Raw genomic sequence first — 22,004 nt, forward strand, 5'->3', positions numbered from 1 at the left:
GGCTGCCGCCGCTGCTCTCAAGGGCCGGCGCGTGGGCGTGGTGCGCGGCAGCCTGGAGGAGGCCGAGCTCAAGGCCCAGGTGCCGCAGGCCACGGCCGTGCTGTTCGACAGCTCGGCGCCGCTGCTCGAGGCCTATGTGCGCCACAGCATCGACGCGTTTGCGGCTGGCAATGTGGTGGCCGAGTCAATCCCCGACACCGCCATGCGCGAGCGCGTGCGCCGCCTGGCCGTGCTGCGGCAAAGCCCCTGCCACATAGGGGTGCGCAAGCGCGAGCCGCGCCTGCTGGCCCGGGTGGACGCCTTTCTGGTGCAGGCCCGGTCGTCGCAGGCGCTGATGGTCAACGCCATGCAGTGGTTCAAGCACAGCCTGTCCCCCGACATGTTCCGCGAAGGCAAGGGCTGAAACGGATTTGCCTTCAACCGTATGGCGTCGTTGGGTCGCCTTGCCGTGCGACAGCACTGTCTGCGGCTCCCCGCCTGGCCATCCGGTTGAATCCAAATCCGTAGAAGCCCCTCTTTTTCTCACCCGGCCTGAACCAAGGCAAGCCTCCATCTACCGCCAGGTGCACTCCCCATGATCACCTCACTTCGCACCCGCATCCTGCTCATCACCACCGTTGCGGTCACCGCCGCCCTGGCATTGACGGGGGCGGCCACCTACTCGATCGTGCGTTCGGCCACGCTGCAGACCATCGAGGACAACCTGGCGGCCATTGCCTCGGGCAACGCGCTGGCCATCGAGAAATGGGTGTCCGGCAAGGCCATGGCCGTGCAGGCCACGGCCGCGGCGGTGGAGCCGGGCGACCCGCGCGGCATCGTGCTGCACATGAACAAGGCCAACGGCTTCCCCGTGACCACGGCGGGCTGGCAGGACAAGCGCTGGGTGTCGAGCAGCGCCACCACGCCGCCCACCTACGACCCCACGGCACGCCCCTGGTACCAGAGCGCGGTGGCAGCGGGCAAGCTGGTGGTGACCAAGCCCTATGGCGACGCCTCCACGGGCGAGCCCTTCGTGTCGTTCGCGGCGCCCATCTTGCGCGACGGGGCGGCGCAGGGCGCGGTGAGCGGCGCCGTGCCGCTCAAGGGCGTGCAGGAGGTGGTGGCGGCCGTGCACCCCACACCCAGCAGCCTGGGCCTGGTGATCGACAAGGACGGGCTGGTGCTGGCCCACCCCGATGCCCAGCGCATGCTCAAGCCCGCGTCGGAGCTGTCGCCCGCGCTCACCCCGGCGGTGGTGGCGGCGCTGCCCGGAGCCACCCATGCGCTGGAGGTGGAACTCTCTGGCGCGGCCAAGCTGCTGCGCGCCCTGCCCGTGCCGGGCACGGATTGGTACCTGGTGGTGGCGCTGGACAAGGCCGAGGCCACGGCGGGCCTGGCCAGTGTGCTGCGCGCATCGGCCATTGCCACGGTGCTGCTGGCGCTGGTGGCGGCCGGTGCCTGCGCGCTGCTGACGGCGCAGTCGTTCCGCCGCCTGTCGCAGGTGCGCGATGCGATGGACGAGATCGGCTCTGGCGGCGGCGACCTGACCCACCGCCTGCCCGTGACCGGGCGCGACGAGGTGGCGCAGATCGCCTCGTCGTTCAACGCCTTCGTGGACAAGATCGGCGCGGTGCTGCAGGAGGTGCGCCAGGGCGTGGAGTCGATGAAGACGGCCACCGACGAGATCAAGGCCGGCAACCACGACCTGTCGCACCGCACGGAGACCTCGGCCAGCAACCTGCAGGAGACGTCGGCCTCGCTGTCGCAGCTCACGGCCACGGTGCAGCAGTCGGCCGAATCGGCCGCCCAGGCGGCGCAACTGGCGCGCGCGGCCAGCGCATCGGCAACGCGCGGTGGCGAGGTAGTGGCCAGCGCGGTGAGCACCATGGACGAGATCTCCAGCGCATCGGCCCGCATCGGCGAGATCATCGGGGTGATCGACTCCATCGCCTTCCAGACCAACATTCTGGCGCTGAACGCCGCGGTGGAGGCCGCGCGCGCGGGCGAGAACGGCCGGGGCTTTGCCGTGGTGGCCAGCGAGGTGCGCAGCCTGGCGCACCGCAGCGCCACGGCGGCGCAGGAGGTGCGTGCGCTGATCAACACCTCGGGCGCCAGCGTGGCCACGGGCACGCAGCGCGTGCGCGCGGCCGGCCAGACCATGGACGAGATCGTGCACAGCATCCAGCGCGTGGCGCAGATCGTGGGCGAAATCAACGGCTCCATGACCGAGCAGAGCGCCGGCATCGGCCAGATCAACCAGGCCGTGGCGGAGATGGACCGCGCGACACAGCAAAATGCAGCCTTGGTCGAGGAATCCACCGCCGCATCGGCGGTGCTCAACGACCAGGCCCACCACCTGTCACGCACGGTGGCGGGCTTCACCCTCGAAGCCTCCCCCGCGTCCAACCGGCTGGGCCTGCCCGCCCCACGCCGCTGACCCCGCAATAATCCTCCCCATGAGCATCAGCCAGACCCAGATCGCACAGCAGGTGGTGGAATCCATCCTGGCCCAGAAGCTTGCGCCCGGCGAGCGCCTGGGCGAGCAGGAGCTGGCCGACCTGTTCGGCGTGAGCCGCACCCTGGTGCGCGAGGCGCTGATGCAGCTGCAGGCACGCGGTTTTGTGGAGGTGCGCCCGCGCAAGGGCTGGTATGTGGTGGAGCCCACGGTGGAGGATGCACGCGACGCGTTCTCGGCCCGGCGCATCATCGAGTCTGGCATATTGGCCGATGCCGGGCGGCCGCTGCAGTCGGTGACGCCGCGGCTGCGCGCCCACATTGCCGAGGAGCAGCAGGCCATCGAGGGGGCGGATGCAGCCACGCGCGCCTTTCTGCTGGCGGACTTTCACGTGTGCCTGGCCGAGAGCATGGGCCACCGCAGCCTGAGCGACATATTGCGCGACCTGACGGCGCGCACCACGCTGGCGGCCTCGCTCTACCAGTCGCGGCACGAGGCCAGCCAGTCGTGCGCCGAGCACGAGTCCATCGTCGAGGCGCTGGAAGCCGGCGACACCGCCCTGGCACGCGAGCGCCTGCTAGCCCACATCGGCCATGTGGAGGCGGCGCTGAACCCAGGCCAGCCGCTGGTGCGCGACCGGCTGCGCGATTCGCTGAGCCCGCTGGCGGGCACCCGCTCTGGCACGGACGGCTGAGCCGCCCTCCCCTTTTCCCCTTCTCTCATTGCCGCCCCGGCCGCCAAGGCCCGGGCGGCTTTGTTTTGCGCGTGCCGCAGGCACCCCGGGTAAACCCCAGTCATTTCCCGTTCGAGCGGTGTTTTATTGCATCCATTTTTTGTATACAAATATAGGGTGCAACTTTCAACCGAGCCGCAGATGCCCGGAACCCGTCCTTTTCCACACGAGGAGACACCCGTGAACACAGCCGTCAGCAGCAGTACCACCCCGTTGGCCGGAGGCACAGCGCCCGCCGGGCCGCACCATGGCAATGCCCTGATCAAGCCGGGCTACGACCCGCGCCTGACCAATGAGGACCTGGCGCCCCTGAAGCGCCAGACCTGGGGCCAATACAACATCTTTGCGTTCTGGATGTCCGACGTGCACAGCGTGGGCGGCTACATCACGGCGGGCAGCCTGTTCGCTTTAGGCCTGTCGAGCTGGCAGGTGCTGGTGGCGCTGCTGGTGGGCATCGTGATCGTGCAGTTCTTCTGCAACCTGGTGGCCAAGCCCAGCCAGGTGACGGGCACGCCCTACCCGGTGATCTGCCGGGCGTCGTTCGGGGTGCTGGGGGCCAATATCCCGGCCATCATCCGCGGGCTGATCGCGGTGGCCTGGTACGGCATCCAGACCTACCTGGCGTCGGGCGCCTTCTTGCTGCTGGCGCTGCACTTCTTTCCGAATCTGGCGCCGTATGCCGATGTGGCGCAGCATGGCTTTGCCGGCCTGTCCACGCTGGGCTGGGTGGCGTTCATGGTGATGTGGGTGCTGCAGGCGCTGGTGTTCTGGCACGGCATGGAGGCGATCCGCAAGTTCATCGACTGGGCCGGTCCTGCCGTGTACGTGGTGATGGCCGTGCTGTGCGGCTGGCTGGTGTGGAAGGCGGGCTGGAAGAACATCGACCTGAACCTGGGCGGCGTCAAGTTCCAGGGCTGGGATGCACTGCCGGTGATGCTGTCGGCGATTGCGCTGGTGGTGAGCTATTTCAGCGGGCCCATGCTGAACTTTGGCGACTTCTCGCGCTACGGCAAGAGCTTCGACGCGGTGAAGAAAGGCAACTTCTGGGGCCTGCCGGTGAACTTCGTGTTCTTCTCGCTGCTGACGGTGGTGACCACGGCGGCCACGCTGCCGGTGTTCGGCGAGCTGATCACCGACCCGGTGCACACCGTGAGCAAGATCGACAGCACCACGGCCGTGGTGCTGGGCGCGCTGACCTTCATGATCGCCACGGTGGGCATCAACATCGTGGCCAACTTCGTGTCGCCGGCGTTCGACTTTTCCAACGTGGCACCGCAGCACATCAGTTGGCGCACGGGCGGCATGATCGCTGCCGTGGGCTCGATCTTCATCACGCCCTGGAACCTGTATGCCAACCCCGAGGTGATCCACTACACGCTGGACGTGCTGGGCTCGTTCATCGGGCCGCTGTTCGGCATCCTCATCGCCGACTACTACATCGTGCGCCGCCAGCAGGTGGATGTGGATGCGCTCTACACCATGAGCAAGCACGGCGCCTACTGGTACAGCAAGGGCTACAACCCGCGCGCCGTGTGGACCATGGTGCCCTCAGCGCTGATCCCCATCCTGTGCGTCATCGTGCCCACCCTGCGGCCGGCCGCCAACTACGCCTGGTTCATCGGCATGGGGCTGGGCTTCGTCATCTACCTGGTGCTGAACCGCAAGAACTGAACTGAATACAAGAAAGAGAGAGCTGAAGCCGTGCGCATCAAGATCATCAACCCCAACACCACCTGGAGCATGACCGAAAAGATCGGGGCCTGCGCGCGCGCCGTGGCGCGGCCGGGCACCGAGGTGGTGGCGGTGAGCCCCGCCATGGGCCCGGCCTCCATCGAGAGCCACTACGACGAGGCGCTGGCCGTGCCCGGCCTGCTGCAGGAGATTGCGGCCGGCGAGCGCGACGGGGTGGACGGCTATGTGATCGCCTGCTTTGGCGACCCGGGCCTGAAACCCGCGCGCGAGCTGGCGCGCGGCCCGGTGGTGGGCATTGCCGAGGCGGCCATGCACATGGCCAGCATGGTGGGGGCACGCTTTTCGGTGGTGACCACGCTGGGCCGCACCATGGGCCAGGCCTGGCACCTGGCCGAGATCTACGGCATGCAGCGCTTTTGCGCCAACGTGCGCGCCTGCGAGCTGCCGGTGCTGGAGCTGGAGGTGCCCGGATCGAACGCGCGCGAGCGCATCACCGACGAGTGCCGCCGCGCCCTGGCCGAGGACGGCTGCGACACCCTGGTGCTGGGCTGCGCGGGCATGGCGGACCTGTGCGAGCACATTTCGCAAGCCCTGGGCGTGCCGGTGATCGACGGGGTGGCGGCCGCCACGTCGATGGTCGAATCGCTGGTGCTGCTGGGCCTCTCTACCAGCAAGCATGGCGAGCTGGCGCGGCCGCTGCCCAAGGCCATGGCAGGGGCACTGGCCGGCTTTGCGCTGCCGCCCGTGGCAGTGGTGCCGCCGGCGCGCATATCCCGCGCGGCCTGAAGCGTCAAACAGGGGGCCGGCACGAATCCGGCCACAATCGGAACCCATGCCCCGCGCCCGCACGAGCCCCCAAGCCCTTCCCGCCAACCTGGTGCCTGACGCCGAGACCGCCCCCGAGGCGGCAGCGGCCGACGGGCGCCTGGCCTCCACCGAAAGCATTGCCCAGGACCTGGCCACGGCCATCGTCGAAAAGCGCCTGCCACCGGGCACCTGGCTGCGCGAGGAGGCGCTGGGCCGCGTCTACACCGTGAGCCGCACCAAGATCCGCGCGGCGCTGGTGATGCTGTCCAAGGACAAGCTGATCGAGATCATCCCCGACAAGGGCGCCTTCGTGAGCCGGCCCAGCGTGCAGGAGGCGCGCGAGGTGTTCAGCGTGCGCCGCGTGCTGGAGGCCGAGGTGGTGCGCCTGTTCATCGCCAGCGCCACGCCGGCCGACTACCAGATGCTGGAGCAGCACATCCGCTTCGAGCGGGCAGCGCTGCGCGAGAGCACGACCACGGGCCGGGTGCGTGAAAAACTGCTGGGCGACTTCCACGTGGTGCTGGCCGAGGCGGCCGGCAACCAGACCCTGGCCCAGCTGGTGCGCGACCTGGTGGCGCGCAGCTCGCTGATCGCCATGCTGTACGACTCGTCGAACGACCCGCACTGCTCGTCGGAGGAGCATGCGGACTTCCTGGCGCTGTGCAAGACCGGCGACGTGGCCGCAGCCGTGGCGAGCATGACGGAGCACCTGCAGCGCATCGAGGCCAACCTGGCGCTGGATACGGGGCGGCCGGATCGGCAGCTCGACCTGGTCAAGGCCTTGCTGGCCTGACCTTCCGCGCGCAGCCGCCGACTGCGCGCCCCCTCCTTCCAAAACGCTCCCTAGGGTTTACCGGGATAAGGTTGTCGCCATGTTGTGTATACACTTTTTGTATGGATGGCTGTACACGGAAGATGGATGCCGTCCTTAGAACCCAACAACGCGACCCACCTACCCCGAAGGAGCTCTCCCATGTCAGCGTCCGTGCACCCCGTGGATGAACAACTGCCCATAGCGCGCCTGGGGGCTCTGGGCTTGCAGCATGTGCTTGTGATGTATGCGGGGGCCGTGGCGGTGCCGCTGATCGTGGGCCGGGCGCTGAACCTCACGCCCGACCAGGTGGCCAAGCTGATCTCGGCCGATTTGTTCGTCTGCGGTCTGGTCACGCTGGTCCAGGCACTGGGGGCCACGCGCTGGTTCGGCATCCAGCTGCCGGTGATGATGGGGGTGACGTTCGCCTCGGTGGCGCCCATGGTGTCCATGGCGCAGAGCACCAGCGGCACGGCGGGGGCGGGGCTGATATTCGGCTCGGTGATCGGGGCGGGGGTGATATCGATCCTGATCGCGCCCATGGTGAGCCGCATGCTGCGCTTCTTTCCGCCGGTGGTCACGGGCACCATCATTGCGGTCATCGGCATCAGCCTGATGCGCGTGGGCATCAACTGGATCTTCGGCAACCCGGTGGGCCCCACGGCGCCCAACGTGGTGAACCCCGACCACATCAAGTGGCTGACCGAGGCACAATCGGCCGCCGGCGCGCCGGGCTCCTCGCTGCCACCCGTGCCCAAGGGCTTTGCGGTGGTGCCCACGGTGCCCAACCCACGCTATGCGGACCTGACGGGCGTGGGCATCTCGGCCCTGGTGCTGGTGTCCATCCTCCTGATCGCCAAGTTCGCCAAGGGCTTCATCGCCAACATCTCGGTGCTGCTGGGCATTGTGATCGGCGGCGTGGTGGCGGCGGCCATGGGGCTGATGACGTTCGACAAGGTGGGCAAGGCCGACTGGTTCGACCTGGTGCTGCCGTTCGAGATCGCACTGCCGGTGTTCGACCCCATCCTGATCTTGACGATGACGCTGGTGATGATCGTGGTGATGATCGAGTCGACCGGCATGTTCCTGGCCCTCGGGGACATGACGGACCGCAAGATCGAGCAGGACGACCTGACCCGCGGCCTGCGCACCGACGGCCTGGGCACGCTGCTGGGCGGCATTTTCAACACCTTTCCGTACACCAGCTTCTCGCAGAACGTGGGCCTGGTAGCGGTGACGGGCGTGAAGAGCCGCTTTGTCTGCGTGGCCGGCGGTGTGATCCTGATCGTGCTGGGCGTGCTGCCCAAGATGGCGGCGCTGGTGGAGTCGCTGCCCACCATGGTGCTGGGAGGCGCGGGGCTGGTGATGTTCGGCATGGTGGCGGCCACGGGCATCCGCATCCTGGGCGGGGTGGATTTCCGCAACAACCGCTTCAACGGCATGATCGTGGCGGTCTCCATCGGCGTGGGCATGATCCCGCTGATCGCCCCGAGCTTCCGCCAGTGGATGCCGCATGCCATCCACCCGCTGATCGAGTCGGGCATCCTGCTGGCCTCGATCACGGCGGTGGCGCTGAATGTGTTCTTCAACGGTGCCAGCAAGGACACCAGCGCGGCGGTGAACGCAGCCCGCCAGGCCGAAGCCCACTGATCACCCGGCCCGCTCATATCCAACAGGCCCCCGGCTGACCGCCGGGGGCTTTTTTGCGTGGGAGGGACGCTGGCGCAAAAAAAAGTCCATGCGGCACCGATGGAAAAGCGCGTACCTCCCGCGGGGGCCGTTTCTCCTCTACCGCACGGCCCCCAGGCGCCCCTGGTGTGCGCAACTTGCACCGGTGCAAGCTAACGTACCGTGCAGTACGCTACATTGATTGCTCCGTTGCAAGGAATCCCATGCGCACGAAATTCAGCAAGATGTTGGCGGCCACCGGACTCGTGACACTCGACCCGGAAGAGCAGACCCAGGACGACCCACCGCCAGAGGCCTATTCGGAACCCGAGCCGGAGCCGGAACCCTCGCCTGCGCCCGCCGCAGGGCCACAGCCCGTGCTCGCGCCCGAGCAAAGCGTGGTGGCGGAACAAAAGGACTTCGCCGACCTGTACCGCGAGGCCAACGTGCCCGTGGTGGCCTATACCGCCGAGAAGCTGCTCAAGCTGATGGCGGGGCTGGAAAGCATGCCCATGGAAGTGCGCAAGCAGGCCGTGCGCGCCATGGACGAGGCCGATGAGAGCTGGACGGTGGAAGATTCCGTGCTGGACGCGCAACGCAAGGTGAAGGCGTTGGCCGTCGCCAAGCAGAAAATCGCCCAGCAAGTGGCTTCCGCGCTGCAAAATGCGGACCGGGAGATCGCGGCCATCCAGGCCGAGGAGCAGGACAAGAGCGCCCAGGTGCGCAAGCAGATTGCCGAGCTGACGGCGCTGCTGGACCGCGGCGTGGCACGTGCCGCGCAGCAGACGGCCGACGTGCGTGCGGCCGCCAGAACGAACCAGGAGGCGGGGGACAGGGAGTCGGCCCGGCTGGATGCGGAAATGAACCGCCTCGGCCAGGTCGTCATCACGTTCGCCGGTGGTTCACCGATTCAAAAATAACAGGAGTAGAGCAATGCAACTGACTGGTCTGGGCAAGGCGCTGATCGCGGTCATCGTCGTGGGGGCTGCCGGTTCCGTTCTGTGGAACATGGGCGGCAAGATGTGGGTGCAGGACAAGCTGGGCAAGACGGAGGCCTCGCACGAGGTTGCCAACCAAAGCAGCGGGTCGGCGCCTGCCGTGGCGACCGGCAGCAGCGGCAATGCGCCTGCGGCATCGCCTGCGGTGGCCGCGCCCAAGGGCGGCGCGCTGGGCTCGCCCGGCAACCCGCTCAAGGTCAGCATCGTGAGCTTTCACGGCTATGCGCCGGCCCTGGTGGCCAATGGCAACAGCCTGAAGACGCAGCCGGGCTCGATCTTCCAGAAGGCGGGGGTGAACGTGGAGTTCATCATCCAGGACGACATCCCCACGCTGACGACCATCTTTGAGAGCAACACGGCGCAGTGCGCGTGGCGCACCTCGGACTTCTGGGCGCAGGAGCAGCCCAACCTGATCAACACCAAGCTCGATGGCCGCGCCATCATGATCGTGGACAACACCCAGGGCGCCGACGCGGTGATCGCGCGCGACCCGGATATCAAGCGCATCGAGGACCTGGTGGGCAAGAAGGTGGCGCTGCTCAAGTACACACCCTCGCACGGCCTGTTCATCAACGCCATCAACAACTCCAGCCTGAGCGCCAAGCAAAAGGCCAACGTGCTCGACCGCGTGGTCTACATCAACGCCGACGAGGGCACGCCCGGCGTGCGCGCGGCGTTTGCCGCAGGCAGCGTGGACGCGGCCGTGCTGTGGGACCCGGACCTGTCGCTGGCCGTCAAGGCCACCCCCGGCGCGCGCGTGGTGTACTCCACCAAGGTGGCCACCAACCTGATCTACGATGTGATGGTCTGCAACCAGAAGCTGCTGCAGGACCCGGCCAACCAGCCGGCCTTCCAGGGCTTCGTCAAGGGCTGGATGGATGGCGTGACCGCCGCCCGCGCCAACCCCGCAGGCGCCGCCGAGGCGCTGGTGCGCACCGAGCCCTTCTTCGACCAGCTGGCCAAGAAGGAAGGCATGCCCTTCATCTCGAGCCTGTTCTCCAACCTGGTGTGGACGGGGCTGGACGACAACGCCCGCATCCTGGGCCTGGCGGGCGACACCAACCACTATGAGCGCGTGTACCGCGAGTTCGACGCGATCTACCGCGCCGCCGGCTCGCTGGCCAACCCGAACTCGCCCGTGGTCTCGCCGCAGAACTCGTTCGACTACCGCTTCATCAACGCCCTGCTCAAGGACAACCAGGCCGCGCGCGCTGCCGCCGCCAAGCCCGAGTTCACCTTCGACACGGCAGGCATGCAAAAGGCCGAAGCCCGCCCCGCCGCGCTGACCAAGCCGGTGAGCGTGAACTTCCCCGTGGGCCAGGCCGAGCTGACCAAGAAGGCGCAGGAGGTGATCGACACCCAGGTGGTGCCGTTCATCAACAGCAATGGCTCGGCGTACTTCGAGATCTCGGGCAACACCGACTCGACCGGCAGCGCGCAGGCCAACCAGCGCCTGTCCAAGGCGCGTGCCGATGCGGTGACCAAGTACGTGGTCACGCAGTGGGAGATTCCGGCCGCGCGCTTCAAGGTGGTGGGCAATGGATCGAACAACCCGATCTGCAATGAAGGCAACCCCGGCGCGCTGGAGGTGGACCTGGATACCTGCCGCCAGATGAACCGCGCCACCCGCATCGCCGTGCTGGCACGCTGAGGGGCCGGCGATGGCGCAATTCTGGAACCCCAGCCATCCGATCTCGCCCCAGACCCAGCGCATGCTGGGCGTGGGCGCCGTGGTGGTGGTGCTGGTGGCCTGGGCGCTGGTAAGCGCCTCGGGCCTGGTCAACTCGAACCGGCTGCCTGCACCGTGGGAGGTGGCCATGGCTTTCTCGCGCCTGGCCTGGGACCCGGTGCGCCAGGAGAGCCTGCTGCTGACCTCGGTGCTGTGGTCCGGCGGGCGGCTGGTGGTGGCCGGCATCCTGGTGATCCTGATCGGCCTGCCCATCGGCATCCTGATGGGGGCCTCGCCGCGCATCAACGCCACGCTGTCGCCGCTGATCGACCCGTTTCGCTCGGCGCCCATCGTGGCGCTGCTGCCCATCATGGTGATGTGGTTCGGCATTGGCGAGGAGATGAAGATCGTCTTCCTGTTCTCGGGTGCGGTGGTCTACCTGATCCCCCTGGTGCGCGATGCGATCCGCTCGGTGCCGCAGTCGTACTGGATCAGCGCGCGCGACCTGGGCGCCACGCCGTGGGAGTGCATCCGCCGCGCGGTGATCCCCATGGCCATGCCGCGCATCGTGGACGGCATCATCATCGCCATCTCGGTGATGTGGACCTACATCACCGTGGCCGAGTACGTGAACGCCAAGGAGGGTCTGGGCCAGCTGATCCAGAACGCGCGCCGCTTCTCGGCCATGGACCAGGTGTTCGCGGGCATCATCACCATCATCGCGCTGGCGCTGATCACGCACCGCGTGATGACCTGGGCCAAACGCAAGATGTTCCCGTGGGAAAGCACGGTGTGAACGCCCTGAGAACCCCGACAACCACAAGCCAAGCATGACATCGAGCACTGTGAGCATTTCCATCCAGATGACCGGCATCGTGCAGGAGTACCCTGCCGCCAACGGCCGGGGCGTGCTGCGCGTGATCGACGGCATCGACCTGCACCTGGAGAACCCGAGCATCAACATGCTGCTGGGCCCCTCGGGCTGCGGCAAGTCCACGCTGATGCGCATGATGGGCGGGGTGCGCCCGTTCAACGTGAAGACGCCGACCATCGGCCGGGTAGCGATCGATGGCAAGGAGTGCCTGGACCAGCACGACGACGCCGTGACCGTGTTCCAGCAGTACGCCAACCGCCCCGACCTGACGGTGTGGGACAACGTGGCCTTTCCGTTCACGCTCAAGCTCTGGAAGGGGCGCATCAGCCAGGCCGAGATCAAGGAGCGCGTGGACACCATCCTCGCCGCCGTGGGCCTGGCCGACAAGAAGGCCATGCGCCCGGCGCAGCTCTCGGGCGGGCAGAACCAGCGCGTGGCGCTTGCGCGCGCCCTGGTGCTGCGCCCGCGCATTTTGCTGATGGACGAGCCCTTCGGCGCGCTCGACCCGCAGACGCGCGAGGAGATGCAGCGCCTGCTGCTGTCACTGTGCAAGGCCAACCCCTGCCTGGTGGTGTTCGTCACGCACGACGTGAGCGAGGCCCTGGCACTGGGCGACCGGGTGATCGTGCTCTCGCCCCAGCCCGCGAAGATCGCCGATGACTTCGTGATCCATGCCGAGCACCCGCGCTCGGAGGCCTGGGCGCGCTCGACCGAGACCCTGCGCATGCAGGACCGCATCCTCACGTCGCTGCGCGACGCGAAGGGCCATGGCCAGATCACGCTGAGCGTATGAAATTCGCCCCGGGCGAACGGGAAGAGCCCCCCTATATCCAGGAGTTCCTGACCGGCAAGTGGAACGTCACGGCCTCGCTGGGCGCGGCGGCGCTGGCGGTGCTGGCCTCCTTTCCCTACGGGCTGCCGGGCTTCATCTTCGTGGGCACGGCCTATGCGGCCGTGGAGGGGCTGGCCCTGCTGTACGTGCCGGGGATGTCCACCTTCCGCTACGCGGTGCGCCGCAAGTACGCCACGCTGCGCTACCAGGCGCAGGTGGACAGCCTGCTCAAGGAACTGGGCGACCGCAATGAGTGCGACCCCAGCTCCAAGCGCATGCGCGTGTACCTGCAGACGCTGGACCGCATCGACGCACTGGAGCGCATGGTCAAGGCCCGCACCTGCGCGCTGAGCGTGGAGGACATCGACCGCCTCAAGGACGTGACGCGCGACTACCTGGCGCGCTGGCTGGCCATCGTGAGCGCCAACGAGCGCCAGAGCCAGCTGAGCAAGCGGGAGATTGCCGACCGCCTGCGCAGCGTGGAGGACCAACTGGCCGCCACCACCGACGAGCGCGAGCGCCGCCAGCTGCTGCAGGCGAAGAAGGACTACCAGCGCCTGCTGGAGAGCAGCAGCCGCCTGAGCAGCCGCATGTTCGCCATCGAGGCGGCCATGGTGTCCATGCCGGACATCATCGAAGAGGTGTTCCAGCAGGCCGTCTCGATGCCCATGGCCAGCGATGCCTCGGCCCGGCTGCGCGAGAGCGTGGACCGCCTGGCCATCGAAGAGAACCTGGAAGCCGACATCAGCGAGGAGCTGGACACCATTGGCGTCCACGTTCCGAGCCCCGCTGCAGCGAAAGCCAGCGCATCCCCCGCTCCGCGCCCCGTAGCGCAAGCCATGAAATGAGCCCCTCCATGACGACCAACACGGTACAGAAATCGCACCTGCAGACCCTCGTCGATTTCGACGAGTACACGCGCCTGATGGAGGCTGCGCTCAAGGCCGCCATCGTTTCCGACGAGCCGGGCAGGCTGGTGCGCTTTTTCGCGCGCTACATCGCCTGGAACGGCTACTTCGGCTGCAGCGTGGCCTCGCTCGCGGGCAAGATCGGCTGCGCGCGCCACCTGTTCACCGACCCGGCCGAGCCCTTTTTGCCCGCGGCCGACCGCAATGTGCTGGTGGCCAGCTACATCTTCGATGCGGCGCGCGACGAGTTCGACGACCACTCCACGCGCGCCCGCGACCCGCACCGCAACCTGGCGCAGGCCTTCCTCAAGGGCATTGTGCAGACCACGCTGCCGGGCGCCGACATGGCCACGGTGAACGCGCTGGCGGCCGAGCCCGCCTGGCTCAAGCTGCTGAACCAGGGCGTGCTGCGCGGCTACGGCGGCGGGCAGGAAGACACACTGGAGGCCATCTTCCACGCCATGGGCTACCACCTGGGCAGCGAGCTGCTGGCCGACCGCGAGTTCACCGTGATCGGCGCCACGCTGCGCGAGGCTGGCGGCGGCTTGGCCGAGCGCCTGTTCCACACCGAGGTGGACATCGGTGGCACCCAGCACAAGGCCCTGTCCTGGGTGGGCATCCACTCGGGCGAGGGCGGCGCCGTGGAGGCCGACCATTTCGAGTGGGCCACCCAGGGGGTGAATGCCGCCTTTGCGTACATCCCCCCCGCCCAGCATGCCGCCATGCTGGCCCAGGTGGAGCAGGGCTTCGTCGCCTTCGCCCAAGACCACCGCACCTTCTTCGACAACGTCAACAACAGCTAAGCAAGGAACCTGCACCATGGCTTCTTCCAACTTCCTCGGCCGCCTGAGCAACCTGTTCACCGGCTTCCTCTCGCTGTTCGTCTCGGGCATCGAAAAGAACAACCCCGAGATCGCGTACGAGAACTCGATCAACAGCATGAAGGCCAACTACGACCGCCTGAAGAAGGCGGCGGGCGCCATCATCCGCCAGCGCGACGACGTGACCACGCGCCTGCACAACGCCAAGCAGAAGCAAGCCCAGCTCGAAGCCAACCTGCAACAGGCCATGGACACCAACCAGGACGACCTGGCGGTGAGCATCCTGCAGATGAAGAATGACAACGACCAGTCGGTGACCGAGCTCACGGCCGAGGCCGAGACGGCCATGGCCGAGGCCGAGAAGATCAAGGACGCGCTGCTGGAGATGAAGAGCGAGATCAAGCGCGTGGAGGACGAGCGCGACCGCAACCTGGCCAAGCTGGCCGGCGCCAAGGCCAAGATCCAGATCCACAGCCAGCTCGAAGGCCTGTCGGTGGATGCCGAGATCCGCGCGCTGGACAATGTGCGCGGCCACATCGCCAACGTGATCTCCGAAGCCAACCTGGGTGACGAGCTGCGCGGCGCCGACCTGGACGTGCGCATGAAGGGCCTGCAAAAGGGCGCCTCGCGCGCCACGGCCGAAGCGCAGCTGGCCCAGCTCAAGGCCGCCCGCGCGCAAGGTGCTGGCGCCAAGCAGATGTAAGCCCAAAGACCACCAGAGCAGCACGCCTGCCACCGCCCGAGGAATCCCGTGAGCACACCCTCCCCTTCCGCAACGACCGCGACGCCTGCCACGCCTGCCTGGGTCGACACGGTGCGCCGGCGCTACCTGGGCGGCGATGCCTCGGTCTTTGTGCTGTACCGCAACATCTACGACCGCATCCTGCTGGATGGCAAGTTCGTGGAGCTGGAGCAGTACCTGTTCCGCTCGCTGCTGGAGGGCAAGAAGAAGCGCGTGCTCTCGCACAGCATCGCCTCGGGCACGCAGGCCCTGGCGGGCCGGGCCTTCGATGCCGAGGCCGAGCCGCTCGACGGCATCGAGCAGGCACTGACGCACGAGAGCGGCACGGCCGTAGTGATCCACTACGCGGGCTCGCTGTTCCCGGCGGGCGACCCGTCGATGATGACCATGCAGGACCGCCAGGCGATCGCCAAGCTGCACCGCTGGTCGCTGGACCCGCAGATCGGCGACAGCGACAACGTGGTGTTTTTGCTGGTCGAATCGCTGACCGAGCTGAACGCGCAGATCCTGTCGAACCCGCGCATCGCCACCGTCGAGATCCCCATGCCCGGCCAGGCTGAGCGCGAGACCACTATCCGCATGGCCGATGCCTCGCTCGATGCGGGCCAGGTCACGCGGCTGGCGCAGCAGGCCTCGGGCCTGCGCCTGGTGCAGCTGTTCGGGCTGCTGGGCAACGACAGCAAGGCACCCGCGCCCAACGATGCCGAGCGCGAGGCGCTGATCCGCGAGCTGATTGCGGGCACCGAGGACGCCGAGGCACGCGCCAAGCAGCTGACCAAGCTCACCAGCGGCCAGACCAACGAGCAGATCCGCCACCTGCTGCAGCCGGGCAGCAAGGCACCGGCCAAGGGCAATGCCTTCGAGGAGATCGCGGCGCTGCTGCGCACGCGCAAGCGCGAGCTGGTGACGCAGGAGTGCTTTGGCCTGATCGAGTTCGTCGAGCCCAAGATGGGCCTGGAGGGCGTGGGTGGCATGACCATGGTCAAGGCCGAGCTGGCCGCCATTGCCGCCGCCGTGCGCTCGGGCAACGTGGCGCGCATCCCCATGGGCATCCTGGTGGTGGGGCCCATGGGCTCGGGCAAGACCTTCGTGACCAAGGCCTTCGTGCGCGAGGCCGGGATACCGGCGGTGATGCTCAAGAACATCCGCTCCAAGTGGGTGGGCGCGACCGAAAGCAACCTGGAGAAGGTGCTGGCCATGGTCAAGGCCATGGGGCCGATCGCGCTGATCATCGACGAGGGCGACCGCAGCCTGGGCGGCGAAGGCGACGAGGACGGCGGCACGTCGTCGCGCGTCACGGCGCGGCTCAAGGAGTTCATGTCGGACACCGACAACCGCGGCCAGGTGCTGTTCATCATGATGACCAACCGGCCCGACAAGCTCGATGCCGACATGAAGCGGCCCGGCCGCTTCGACACCAAGATTCCGCTGTTCTTCCCCGAGAACGGGGCGGAGCGCGCGAACATCGTGCGCGTGATCCTCAAGCGCTTTGGCAAGGCAGTCGAGGAGCCGGTGCCGCAGGATGACGACGATGGCATCGGCGAAGGCTGGATGGAGGCGGCGCTGGAAGACACGGAGTTCTCCAACGCCGAGCTGGAGGCGCTGACCCTGCTGTCCATCGACCTGGCCGAGCGCGGTGATGGCCGGCTCACGCGCGAGGTGTTCTTGCAGGCCGCAGTGGACTACATGCCCACGCGCGACACGCTGATGATCGAGTACATGGAGCTCTTGGCCATCTCCGAGGCCTCGCGCCGCAGCCTGCTGCCCGAGAAGTTCAAGCACCGCACCACCGACGAACTGCATGCCGAGATGAAGCGCGTGCGCAGCCAGTTGCGCCTGTGAAGGCCAGGCCATGAACAGCGGCAGCGACGACGTCAACGCCCTGGCCCGCGACCAAGTGCGCAGGGCCCTGACCGCCGCGAAGAACGACAAGCGCTGGGGCTGGCAGGAGGTGTCGGAGCTGCTCACCGAGCTGGGCATCGACCAGACCCCGAACAACCTGACCACCAAGCAGAGCCGGGGCGCCTTCAAGGCGTCCGACTTTCTGCTGCTGCTGCGCAGCATGGGCGTGACGCAGCTGGACCTGTCCACGCTGGAGATCCCCGGCCTGGCGCCGGCCACCCGCAAGGTGGAGGCCAACAAAAAGGCACGACTGACCAAACCTGGATAGGCCTATTGGCTTTCTGAAAAGGAAGACAATCCGGTTTTTGCCATGTACCGGGGCCCACAACCCCCACCGCCTCACCAGCCCCACCGGGCAAGGCCAGGCCTCCACCCCCCACACCATGGCACCCATGGCATCAAGGTTGGATCCCATGCAATCAACGCATTAACCCTCACTCCCATCGCCTCCGCCATGGAGTAAGCTCATTTTTGGCATTTGCTGAGAATCTCCTGCAGGATTTCCGTATGACACAGAACCTTTCCGCTGCCGAAGAGGCATTGCGCGACGCGGCCCGCGAATACCATCGCAACCCCAGCCGGGGCAAGATCGCCGTCACCCCCACCAAGCCCCTGTCCAACCAGCGCGACCTGTCGCTGGCGTACTCGCCGGGCGTGGCCTATCCGTGCCTCGATATCGAGGCCGACCCGTCCAAGGCCTTCGACTACACCTCGCGCGGCAACCTCGTGGGCGTGATCACCAACGGCACGGCCGTGCTGGGCCTTGGCGACATCGGCCCCCTGGCCAGCAAGCCGGTGATGGAGGGCAAGGGCTGCCTGTTCAAGAAGTTCGCTGGCGTGGATGTGTTCGACATCGAGCTGGCCGAGCGCGACCCGGACAAGCTGGTCGAGATCATCGCGGCGCTGGAGCCCACGCTGGGCGGCATCAACCTCGAGGACATCAAGGCGCCCGAGTGTTTCTACATCGAGAAGAAGCTGTCGGACCGGCTGAACATTCCGGTCTTCCATGACGACCAGCACGGCACGGCCATCATCTCCAGCGCCGCGCTGCTCAACGGCCTGGAGCTGGTGGGCAAGGAGATCGGCGCGGTGAAGATCGCCGTCTCGGGCGCGGGCGCCGCGGCCATTGCCTGCGTGGACGTGATGGTGGGCCTGGGCGTGAAGCGCGAGAACGTCTACATGGTCGACTCCAAGGGCGTGATCTACGACGGCCGCCCCGGCGGGCTCGATGCCTCCAAGCAGCGCTATGCGCAAAAGACCGAGGCGCGCACCCTGGCCGACGTGGTCAACGGTGCCGACGTGTTCCTGGGCTGCTCGGCCGCTGGCGTGCTCACGGCCGAGATGGTCAAGACCATGGGCACCAAGCCCATCATCCTGGCGCTGGCCAACCCCGAGCCCGAGATCCGCCCCGAGCTGGCCAAGGCCGTGCGGCCGGACTGCATCATCGCCACGGGCCGCTCGGACTACCCGAACCAGGTCAACAACGTCCTGTGCTTCCCCTACATCTTCCGCGGCGCACTGGACTGCGGCGCAACCAAGATCACCGAGGCCATGAAGCTGGCCTGCGTGCGCGAAATCGCCGACCTGGCCAAGGCCGACGTCAGCGAAGAGGTGGCCAGCGCCTATGCCGGCAAGGAGCTCACCTTCGGCCCCGACTACCTGATCCCCACGCCGTTCGACTCGCGCCTGATCCTCAAGATCGCGCCCGCCGTCGCCAAGGCGGCGGCAGAGTCGGGCGTGGCCACCCGCCCCATCACCGACATGGAGGCCTACAAGGAGGCCCTGTCGCGCTTCGTCTACCAGACCGGCATGCTGATGCGCCCGGTGATCACCGCAGCCAAGGCCCTGCCCGAAGGCAACAAGCGCGTGGCCTACGCCGATGGAGAGGACGAGCGCGCGCTGCGTGCGGCGCAGATGGCCATCGACGACAAGATCGCCCACCCCATCCTCATCGGCCGCCCTGCCGTGATCGCCGCGCGCATCGAAAAGGCCGGCCTGCGCATGCAGCTGGGCAAGGATGTGGAGGTGTGCAACCCCGAGGACGACCCGCGCTTTCGCCAGTACTGGGAGCACTACCACAGCCTCATGAAGCGCGATGGCGCCACGCCCGAAGTGGCCAAGGCGTCCGTGCGCCGCTCCAACACCATCATCGCCTCGCTGATGGTGGCGCTGGGCGATGCCGACGCCATGATCTGCGGCCTGGTGGGCACCTACGAGACCCACCTGGAGCGCATCCACAGCATCCTGGGCCGCCAGGAGGGCGTGAACGACTACGCCGCGCTCAATGCGCTGATGACCAACCGCGGCACGCTGTTCATTGCCGACACGTACGTGAACGAGAACCCCACGGCGCAGCAACTGGCCGACATCGCCTGGATGTCGGTGCAGGAGGTGCAGCGTTTCGGGTTGCCCGCCAAGGTGGCCTTCCTGTCGCACTCGAGCTATGGCTCGTCCAAGCGCCCATCGGCCCGCAAGATGCGCGAAGCGCGCGACCTGTTCGTGGCCGCCCACCCCGACATCGAGTGCGACGGCGAGCTGCACGGCGACGCCGCGCTGGAGCCCAACATCCGCAATGCCTACATGGCGGACTCCACGCTCACCGACTCGGCCAACCTGCTGATCTGCCCCAACCTGGATGCGGCCAACATCCTCTACAACGTGCTCAAGACCACCACCAGCGGCGGCGTGACCGTGGGCCCCATCCTCATGGGCGGTGCGGCCACGGCCTATATCCTGACCCCCGCGGCGACGGTGCGCCGGGTGTTCAACATGACTGCCCTGGCCGTTGCCAGCGCAGCCACGCGCGCGCGCTGATCTGCTGCAGCAGCGCCCACAAAAAAAGAGGCCCGAGGGCCTCTTTTTTTTTCGAGCCACCGTGCGTGCTCAGCGTACTGACACGTCCACGTAGTTGGCCACGGGCGGCAGGTGCTCCACGAGCCAGTCGGCATCGAGCTGCAGGGCCTTGGTCACCTCGGCTGGCAGGCTGGCAATGGTGTCGGCGGGGGACTTGGGCTCTTCGAGCCCGATCTCGGCCAGCAGCGTGGCCACATGCAGGATGCCGCCCAGGCGGCAGAACGGGGTGGAGGCCACGGGATCCTCGGCCGTTTCGAGCGCGCGCACGATGGTGTCGGGAAAGCGCCAGCGCCGCGCCAGCTCGCCCGTGACCTGGGCCTCGGTGAAGCCCAGCAGGGATCGCTCGCGCTCCCAGCGGCCGCCCGCGTGGTGCGGCAGTTGCTCGATGGCGGGGATCTGCTCGGGCATCTTCTGCGCAATGATGAGCTCGCCCAGGCGCACCAGGAAGCCCGCGAGCCAGGACTCCTGCACGTCCGAGCCCAGGGTGCGCGCCAGCCACTGCGAGTAGCCGGCGATGGCCATGCTTTCCTTCCAGAAAGCCTCGGCGTCCACGCCCTGCGCGTCCTTGAACACGCCGGACATGCACGACGCCAGGGCCAGCGTGCGCACCTGGTTCAGGCCCACCATGGTGATGGCGTCGTCGAGCGAGGCCACCTGGCGCGGCAGGCCGAAGCGCGCGCTGTTGGCCAGGCGGATGAGCTTGGCCGTGAGGGCCGGGTCCTTGGAGATCGCCCCGCGCACTTTCTCGAAGGGGATGTCATCGTCCTTCATGGTGGCGATCAGCTCGCGCGCCACGTCGGGGATGGTGGGCAACTGCACGTTCTCGAAGAATTCCTGGATATTCGCCATGGGGCTCCCTCCTTGTCCGTTGGATTCGAATGGACTTTCGTTGTACCACCGGCACGCCGGTCGTGGGTGCGCGTTTGCCCCAATGCGCGCACCGGCCTGGTGAATCGACGATGTACCACCGTGGTATGCACTGCTGATGCACCATTTCGGGAAAGCCTCTAGAAGGGCATGCACCAATCTGGCGAACAATAGGCTCCATCCCGCCTTGGCGCTCCTGAAAGCGGGCATCGTTTTTGCTGACTCCCCACCAAGGCACGGGGGCGGTGCATCCGGACCGCCAGCGCATGTGCGCAACTTCCCCTGCCGTCTTCTGACAGGAATCCACCTATGAACAAACGATCCCTCCTGCAAGCCGCCGCGCTGCTGGTCGCCGCTGGCAGCTTCTCCGTGGCCCATGCACAGGCCACCACGCCCATCAAGTTCCAGCTCGACTGGCGCTTCGAGGGCCCGGCTGCCCTGTTCCTGCAGCCCGTGGCCAAGGGCTACTTCAAGGCAGCGGGCCTGGACGTGACGGTGGATGCCGGCAACGGCTCGGGCGGCGCCGTGCAGCGCGTGGCCTCGGGCACCTACGACATGGGCTTTGCCGACCTGGCCGCGGTGATGGAATTCCACGCCAACAACCCCGACGCGCAGAACAAGCCCGTGGCGGTGATGATGGTCTACAACAACACCCCGGCCTCGGTCATGGCGCTCAAGAAGAGCGGCATCACCAAGCCGGCCGACCTGGCGGGCAAGAAGCTCGGTGCCCCGGTGTTCGACGCAGGCCGCCGCGCCTTCCCGATCTTCCAGAAGGCCAATGGCGTGGGCAGCGTGCAGTGGACCGCCATGGACCCACCGCTGCGCGAGACCATGCTGGTGCGCGGCGACGTGGACGCCATCACCGGCTTCACCTTCACCTCGCTCCTGAACCTGGAGGCGCGCGGCGCCAAGGCCGCCGACGTGGTGGTGCTGCCCTATGCCGACTTCGGCGTGAAGCTGTACGGCAACGTGATCATCGCCTCGCCCAAGCTCATCAAGGAAAACCCCGAGGCGATCAAGTCCTTCCTGAAGGCCTTCACCAAGGGCGCCAAGGAAGTCATGGCCAACCCGGCTGCCTCCATCGAGCATGTGAAGGCCCGTGACGGCATCGTCAACGTGCCGCTGGAAACCCGCCGCCTGCAGCTGGCCATCGACACCGTGATCAACAGCCCCGACGCGCGCGCCGAAGGCTTTGGCAAGGCCGTTCCCGGCCGCCTGTCGCTGATGGCATCGCAGGTGTCCGACGCCTTCAACACCAAGACCCGCGTGAAGGCCGACGACGTGTGGACCGACAGCTTCCTGCCCCCCGCAGCCGAGCTGAACATCCTGCCCAAGAAGTGACCCCGCGGCCAGCGGCGTGCCGCTGGCCGATGCATTCCCTCCCCTCGCCCGC

Annotated in this window: 19 protein-coding genes; 18 read left to right on the forward strand and 1 reads right to left on the reverse strand. The window is 67.3% G+C overall.

The features are described from left to right. From PMI14_RS32485 to PMI14_RS32565, 17 genes are all read left to right on the forward strand, one after another. Positions 1-403, forward strand: a 403-nt coding sequence (locus PMI14_RS32485; RefSeq protein WP_007861901.1) for a transporter substrate-binding domain-containing protein, incomplete at its 5' end; no start/stop codon positions are given. Positions 404-574: 171 nt separating this feature from the next. Next, positions 575-2,416, forward strand: coding sequence for a methyl-accepting chemotaxis protein (locus PMI14_RS32490; RefSeq protein ID WP_007861903.1), 1,842 nt, complete (start codon positions 575-577; stop codon positions 2,414-2,416). A gap of 19 nt (positions 2,417-2,435) precedes the next feature. After that, positions 2,436-3,128: a GntR family transcriptional regulator gene (locus tag PMI14_RS32495; protein ID WP_007861905.1), complete on the forward strand. Its 693-nt coding sequence runs from the start codon at positions 2,436-2,438 to the stop codon at positions 3,126-3,128. A 219-nt stretch (positions 3,129-3,347) separates the two neighbouring features. Beyond that, positions 3,348-4,838, forward strand: coding sequence for an NCS1 family nucleobase:cation symporter-1 (locus PMI14_RS32500; protein WP_007861907.1), 1,491 nt, complete (start codon positions 3,348-3,350; stop codon positions 4,836-4,838). Between the two features lie 30 nt (positions 4,839-4,868). Beyond that, complete coding sequence (locus PMI14_RS32505) at positions 4,869-5,645, forward strand: aspartate/glutamate racemase family protein (protein WP_007861909.1); 777 nt, start codon at positions 4,869-4,871, stop codon at positions 5,643-5,645. A 46-nt stretch (positions 5,646-5,691) separates the two neighbouring features. Further along, positions 5,692-6,459, forward strand: coding sequence for a GntR family transcriptional regulator (locus PMI14_RS32510; protein WP_007861911.1), 768 nt, complete (start codon positions 5,692-5,694; stop codon positions 6,457-6,459). A gap of 180 nt (positions 6,460-6,639) precedes the next feature. After that, positions 6,640-8,127, forward strand: coding sequence for a nucleobase:cation symporter-2 family protein (locus PMI14_RS32515; protein ID WP_007861913.1), 1,488 nt, complete (start codon positions 6,640-6,642; stop codon positions 8,125-8,127). A 242-nt stretch (positions 8,128-8,369) separates the two neighbouring features. Beyond that, complete coding sequence (locus PMI14_RS32520) at positions 8,370-9,065, forward strand: hypothetical protein (RefSeq protein WP_007861915.1); 696 nt, start codon at positions 8,370-8,372, stop codon at positions 9,063-9,065. 13 nt (positions 9,066-9,078) lie between these two features. Further along, the gene (locus tag PMI14_RS32525; protein WP_007861917.1) at positions 9,079-10,794 is read left to right on the forward strand and encodes a phosphate ABC transporter substrate-binding/OmpA family protein; all 1,716 of its coding nucleotides are present in this window, start codon (positions 9,079-9,081) and stop codon (positions 10,792-10,794) included. A 10-nt stretch (positions 10,795-10,804) separates the two neighbouring features. Continuing rightward, complete coding sequence (locus tag PMI14_RS32530; RefSeq protein WP_007861919.1) at positions 10,805-11,608, forward strand: ABC transporter permease; 804 nt, start codon at positions 10,805-10,807, stop codon at positions 11,606-11,608. 34 nt (positions 11,609-11,642) lie between these two features. After that, positions 11,643-12,479, forward strand: coding sequence for an ABC transporter ATP-binding protein (locus PMI14_RS32535; RefSeq protein WP_007861921.1), 837 nt, complete (start codon positions 11,643-11,645; stop codon positions 12,477-12,479). Continuing rightward, positions 12,476-13,366 (forward strand): hypothetical protein, encoded by an 891-nt coding sequence (locus PMI14_RS32540; RefSeq protein WP_007861923.1) that lies wholly within the window; start codon positions 12,476-12,478, stop codon positions 13,364-13,366. The genes PMI14_RS32535 and PMI14_RS32540 overlap by 4 nt, the downstream gene beginning before the upstream one ends. A gap of 8 nt (positions 13,367-13,374) precedes the next feature. Then, on the forward strand, positions 13,375-14,229 hold the full coding sequence (locus PMI14_RS32545; RefSeq protein WP_007861925.1) for a hypothetical protein: 855 nt from the start codon (positions 13,375-13,377) through the stop codon (positions 14,227-14,229). A gap of 16 nt (positions 14,230-14,245) precedes the next feature. Further along, a complete protein-coding gene (locus PMI14_RS32550; RefSeq protein ID WP_007861927.1) occupies positions 14,246-14,950 on the forward strand; it encodes a PspA/IM30 family protein in 705 nt (234 codons plus the stop codon). 48 nt (positions 14,951-14,998) lie between these two features. Then, positions 14,999-16,831 carry an ATP-binding protein gene (locus tag PMI14_RS32555; protein WP_007861930.1) on the forward strand — a complete coding sequence of 611 codons (1,833 nt, stop codon included), beginning with the start codon at positions 14,999-15,001 and terminating at the stop codon, positions 16,829-16,831. 10 nt (positions 16,832-16,841) lie between these two features. Next, a complete protein-coding gene (locus tag PMI14_RS32560; RefSeq protein ID WP_007861932.1) occupies positions 16,842-17,159 on the forward strand; it encodes a DUF6471 domain-containing protein in 318 nt (105 codons plus the stop codon). Between the two features lie 239 nt (positions 17,160-17,398). After that, complete coding sequence (locus tag PMI14_RS32565; protein WP_007861934.1) at positions 17,399-19,705, forward strand: NADP-dependent malic enzyme; 2,307 nt, start codon at positions 17,399-17,401, stop codon at positions 19,703-19,705. A 69-nt stretch (positions 19,706-19,774) separates the two neighbouring features. Here PMI14_RS32565 and PMI14_RS32570 read toward each other — a convergent pair whose 3' ends face one another. Further along, complete coding sequence (locus PMI14_RS32570; RefSeq protein ID WP_007861936.1) at positions 19,775-20,593, reverse strand: HDOD domain-containing protein; 819 nt, start codon at positions 20,591-20,593, stop codon at positions 19,775-19,777. A gap of 327 nt (positions 20,594-20,920) precedes the next feature. Between PMI14_RS32570 and PMI14_RS32575 the strand changes: the two genes are divergently transcribed. After that, positions 20,921-21,952: an ABC transporter substrate-binding protein gene (locus tag PMI14_RS32575; RefSeq protein WP_007861939.1), complete on the forward strand. Its 1,032-nt coding sequence runs from the start codon at positions 20,921-20,923 to the stop codon at positions 21,950-21,952. The last annotated feature ends 52 nt before the right edge of the window (positions 21,953-22,004 follow it).

The sequence above is a fragment of the Acidovorax sp. CF316 genome (assembly GCF_000276605.1).
In the GTDB taxonomy this organism is placed as follows: Bacteria; Pseudomonadota; Gammaproteobacteria; order Burkholderiales; family Burkholderiaceae_C; genus Acidovorax.

Coding starts and splice junctions, on each gene's coding strand:
- PMI14_RS32490 (WP_007861903.1), top strand. CDS start 575: ATGATCACCTCACTTCGCACCCGCATCCTGCTCATCACCACCGTTGCG.
- PMI14_RS32495 (WP_007861905.1), top strand. CDS start 2,436: ATGAGCATCAGCCAGACCCAGATCGCACAGCAGGTGGTGGAATCCATC.
- PMI14_RS32510 (WP_007861911.1), top strand. CDS start 5,692: ATGCCCCGCGCCCGCACGAGCCCCCAAGCCCTTCCCGCCAACCTGGTG.
- PMI14_RS32515 (WP_007861913.1), top strand. CDS start 6,640: ATGTCAGCGTCCGTGCACCCCGTGGATGAACAACTGCCCATAGCGCGC.
- PMI14_RS32520 (WP_007861915.1), top strand. CDS start 8,370: ATGCGCACGAAATTCAGCAAGATGTTGGCGGCCACCGGACTCGTGACA.
- PMI14_RS32525 (WP_007861917.1), top strand. CDS start 9,079: ATGCAACTGACTGGTCTGGGCAAGGCGCTGATCGCGGTCATCGTCGTG.
- PMI14_RS32530 (WP_007861919.1), top strand. CDS start 10,805: ATGGCGCAATTCTGGAACCCCAGCCATCCGATCTCGCCCCAGACCCAG.
- PMI14_RS32535 (WP_007861921.1), top strand. CDS start 11,643: ATGACATCGAGCACTGTGAGCATTTCCATCCAGATGACCGGCATCGTG.
- PMI14_RS32540 (WP_007861923.1), top strand. CDS start 12,476: ATGAAATTCGCCCCGGGCGAACGGGAAGAGCCCCCCTATATCCAGGAG.
- PMI14_RS32545 (WP_007861925.1), top strand. CDS start 13,375: ATGACGACCAACACGGTACAGAAATCGCACCTGCAGACCCTCGTCGAT.
- PMI14_RS32550 (WP_007861927.1), top strand. CDS start 14,246: ATGGCTTCTTCCAACTTCCTCGGCCGCCTGAGCAACCTGTTCACCGGC.
- PMI14_RS32560 (WP_007861932.1), top strand. CDS start 16,842: ATGAACAGCGGCAGCGACGACGTCAACGCCCTGGCCCGCGACCAAGTG.
- PMI14_RS32565 (WP_007861934.1), top strand. CDS start 17,399: ATGACACAGAACCTTTCCGCTGCCGAAGAGGCATTGCGCGACGCGGCC.
- PMI14_RS32570 (WP_007861936.1), bottom strand. CDS start 20,593: ATGGCGAATATCCAGGAATTCTTCGAGAACGTGCAGTTGCCCACCATC.
- PMI14_RS32575 (WP_007861939.1), top strand. CDS start 20,921: ATGAACAAACGATCCCTCCTGCAAGCCGCCGCGCTGCTGGTCGCCGCT.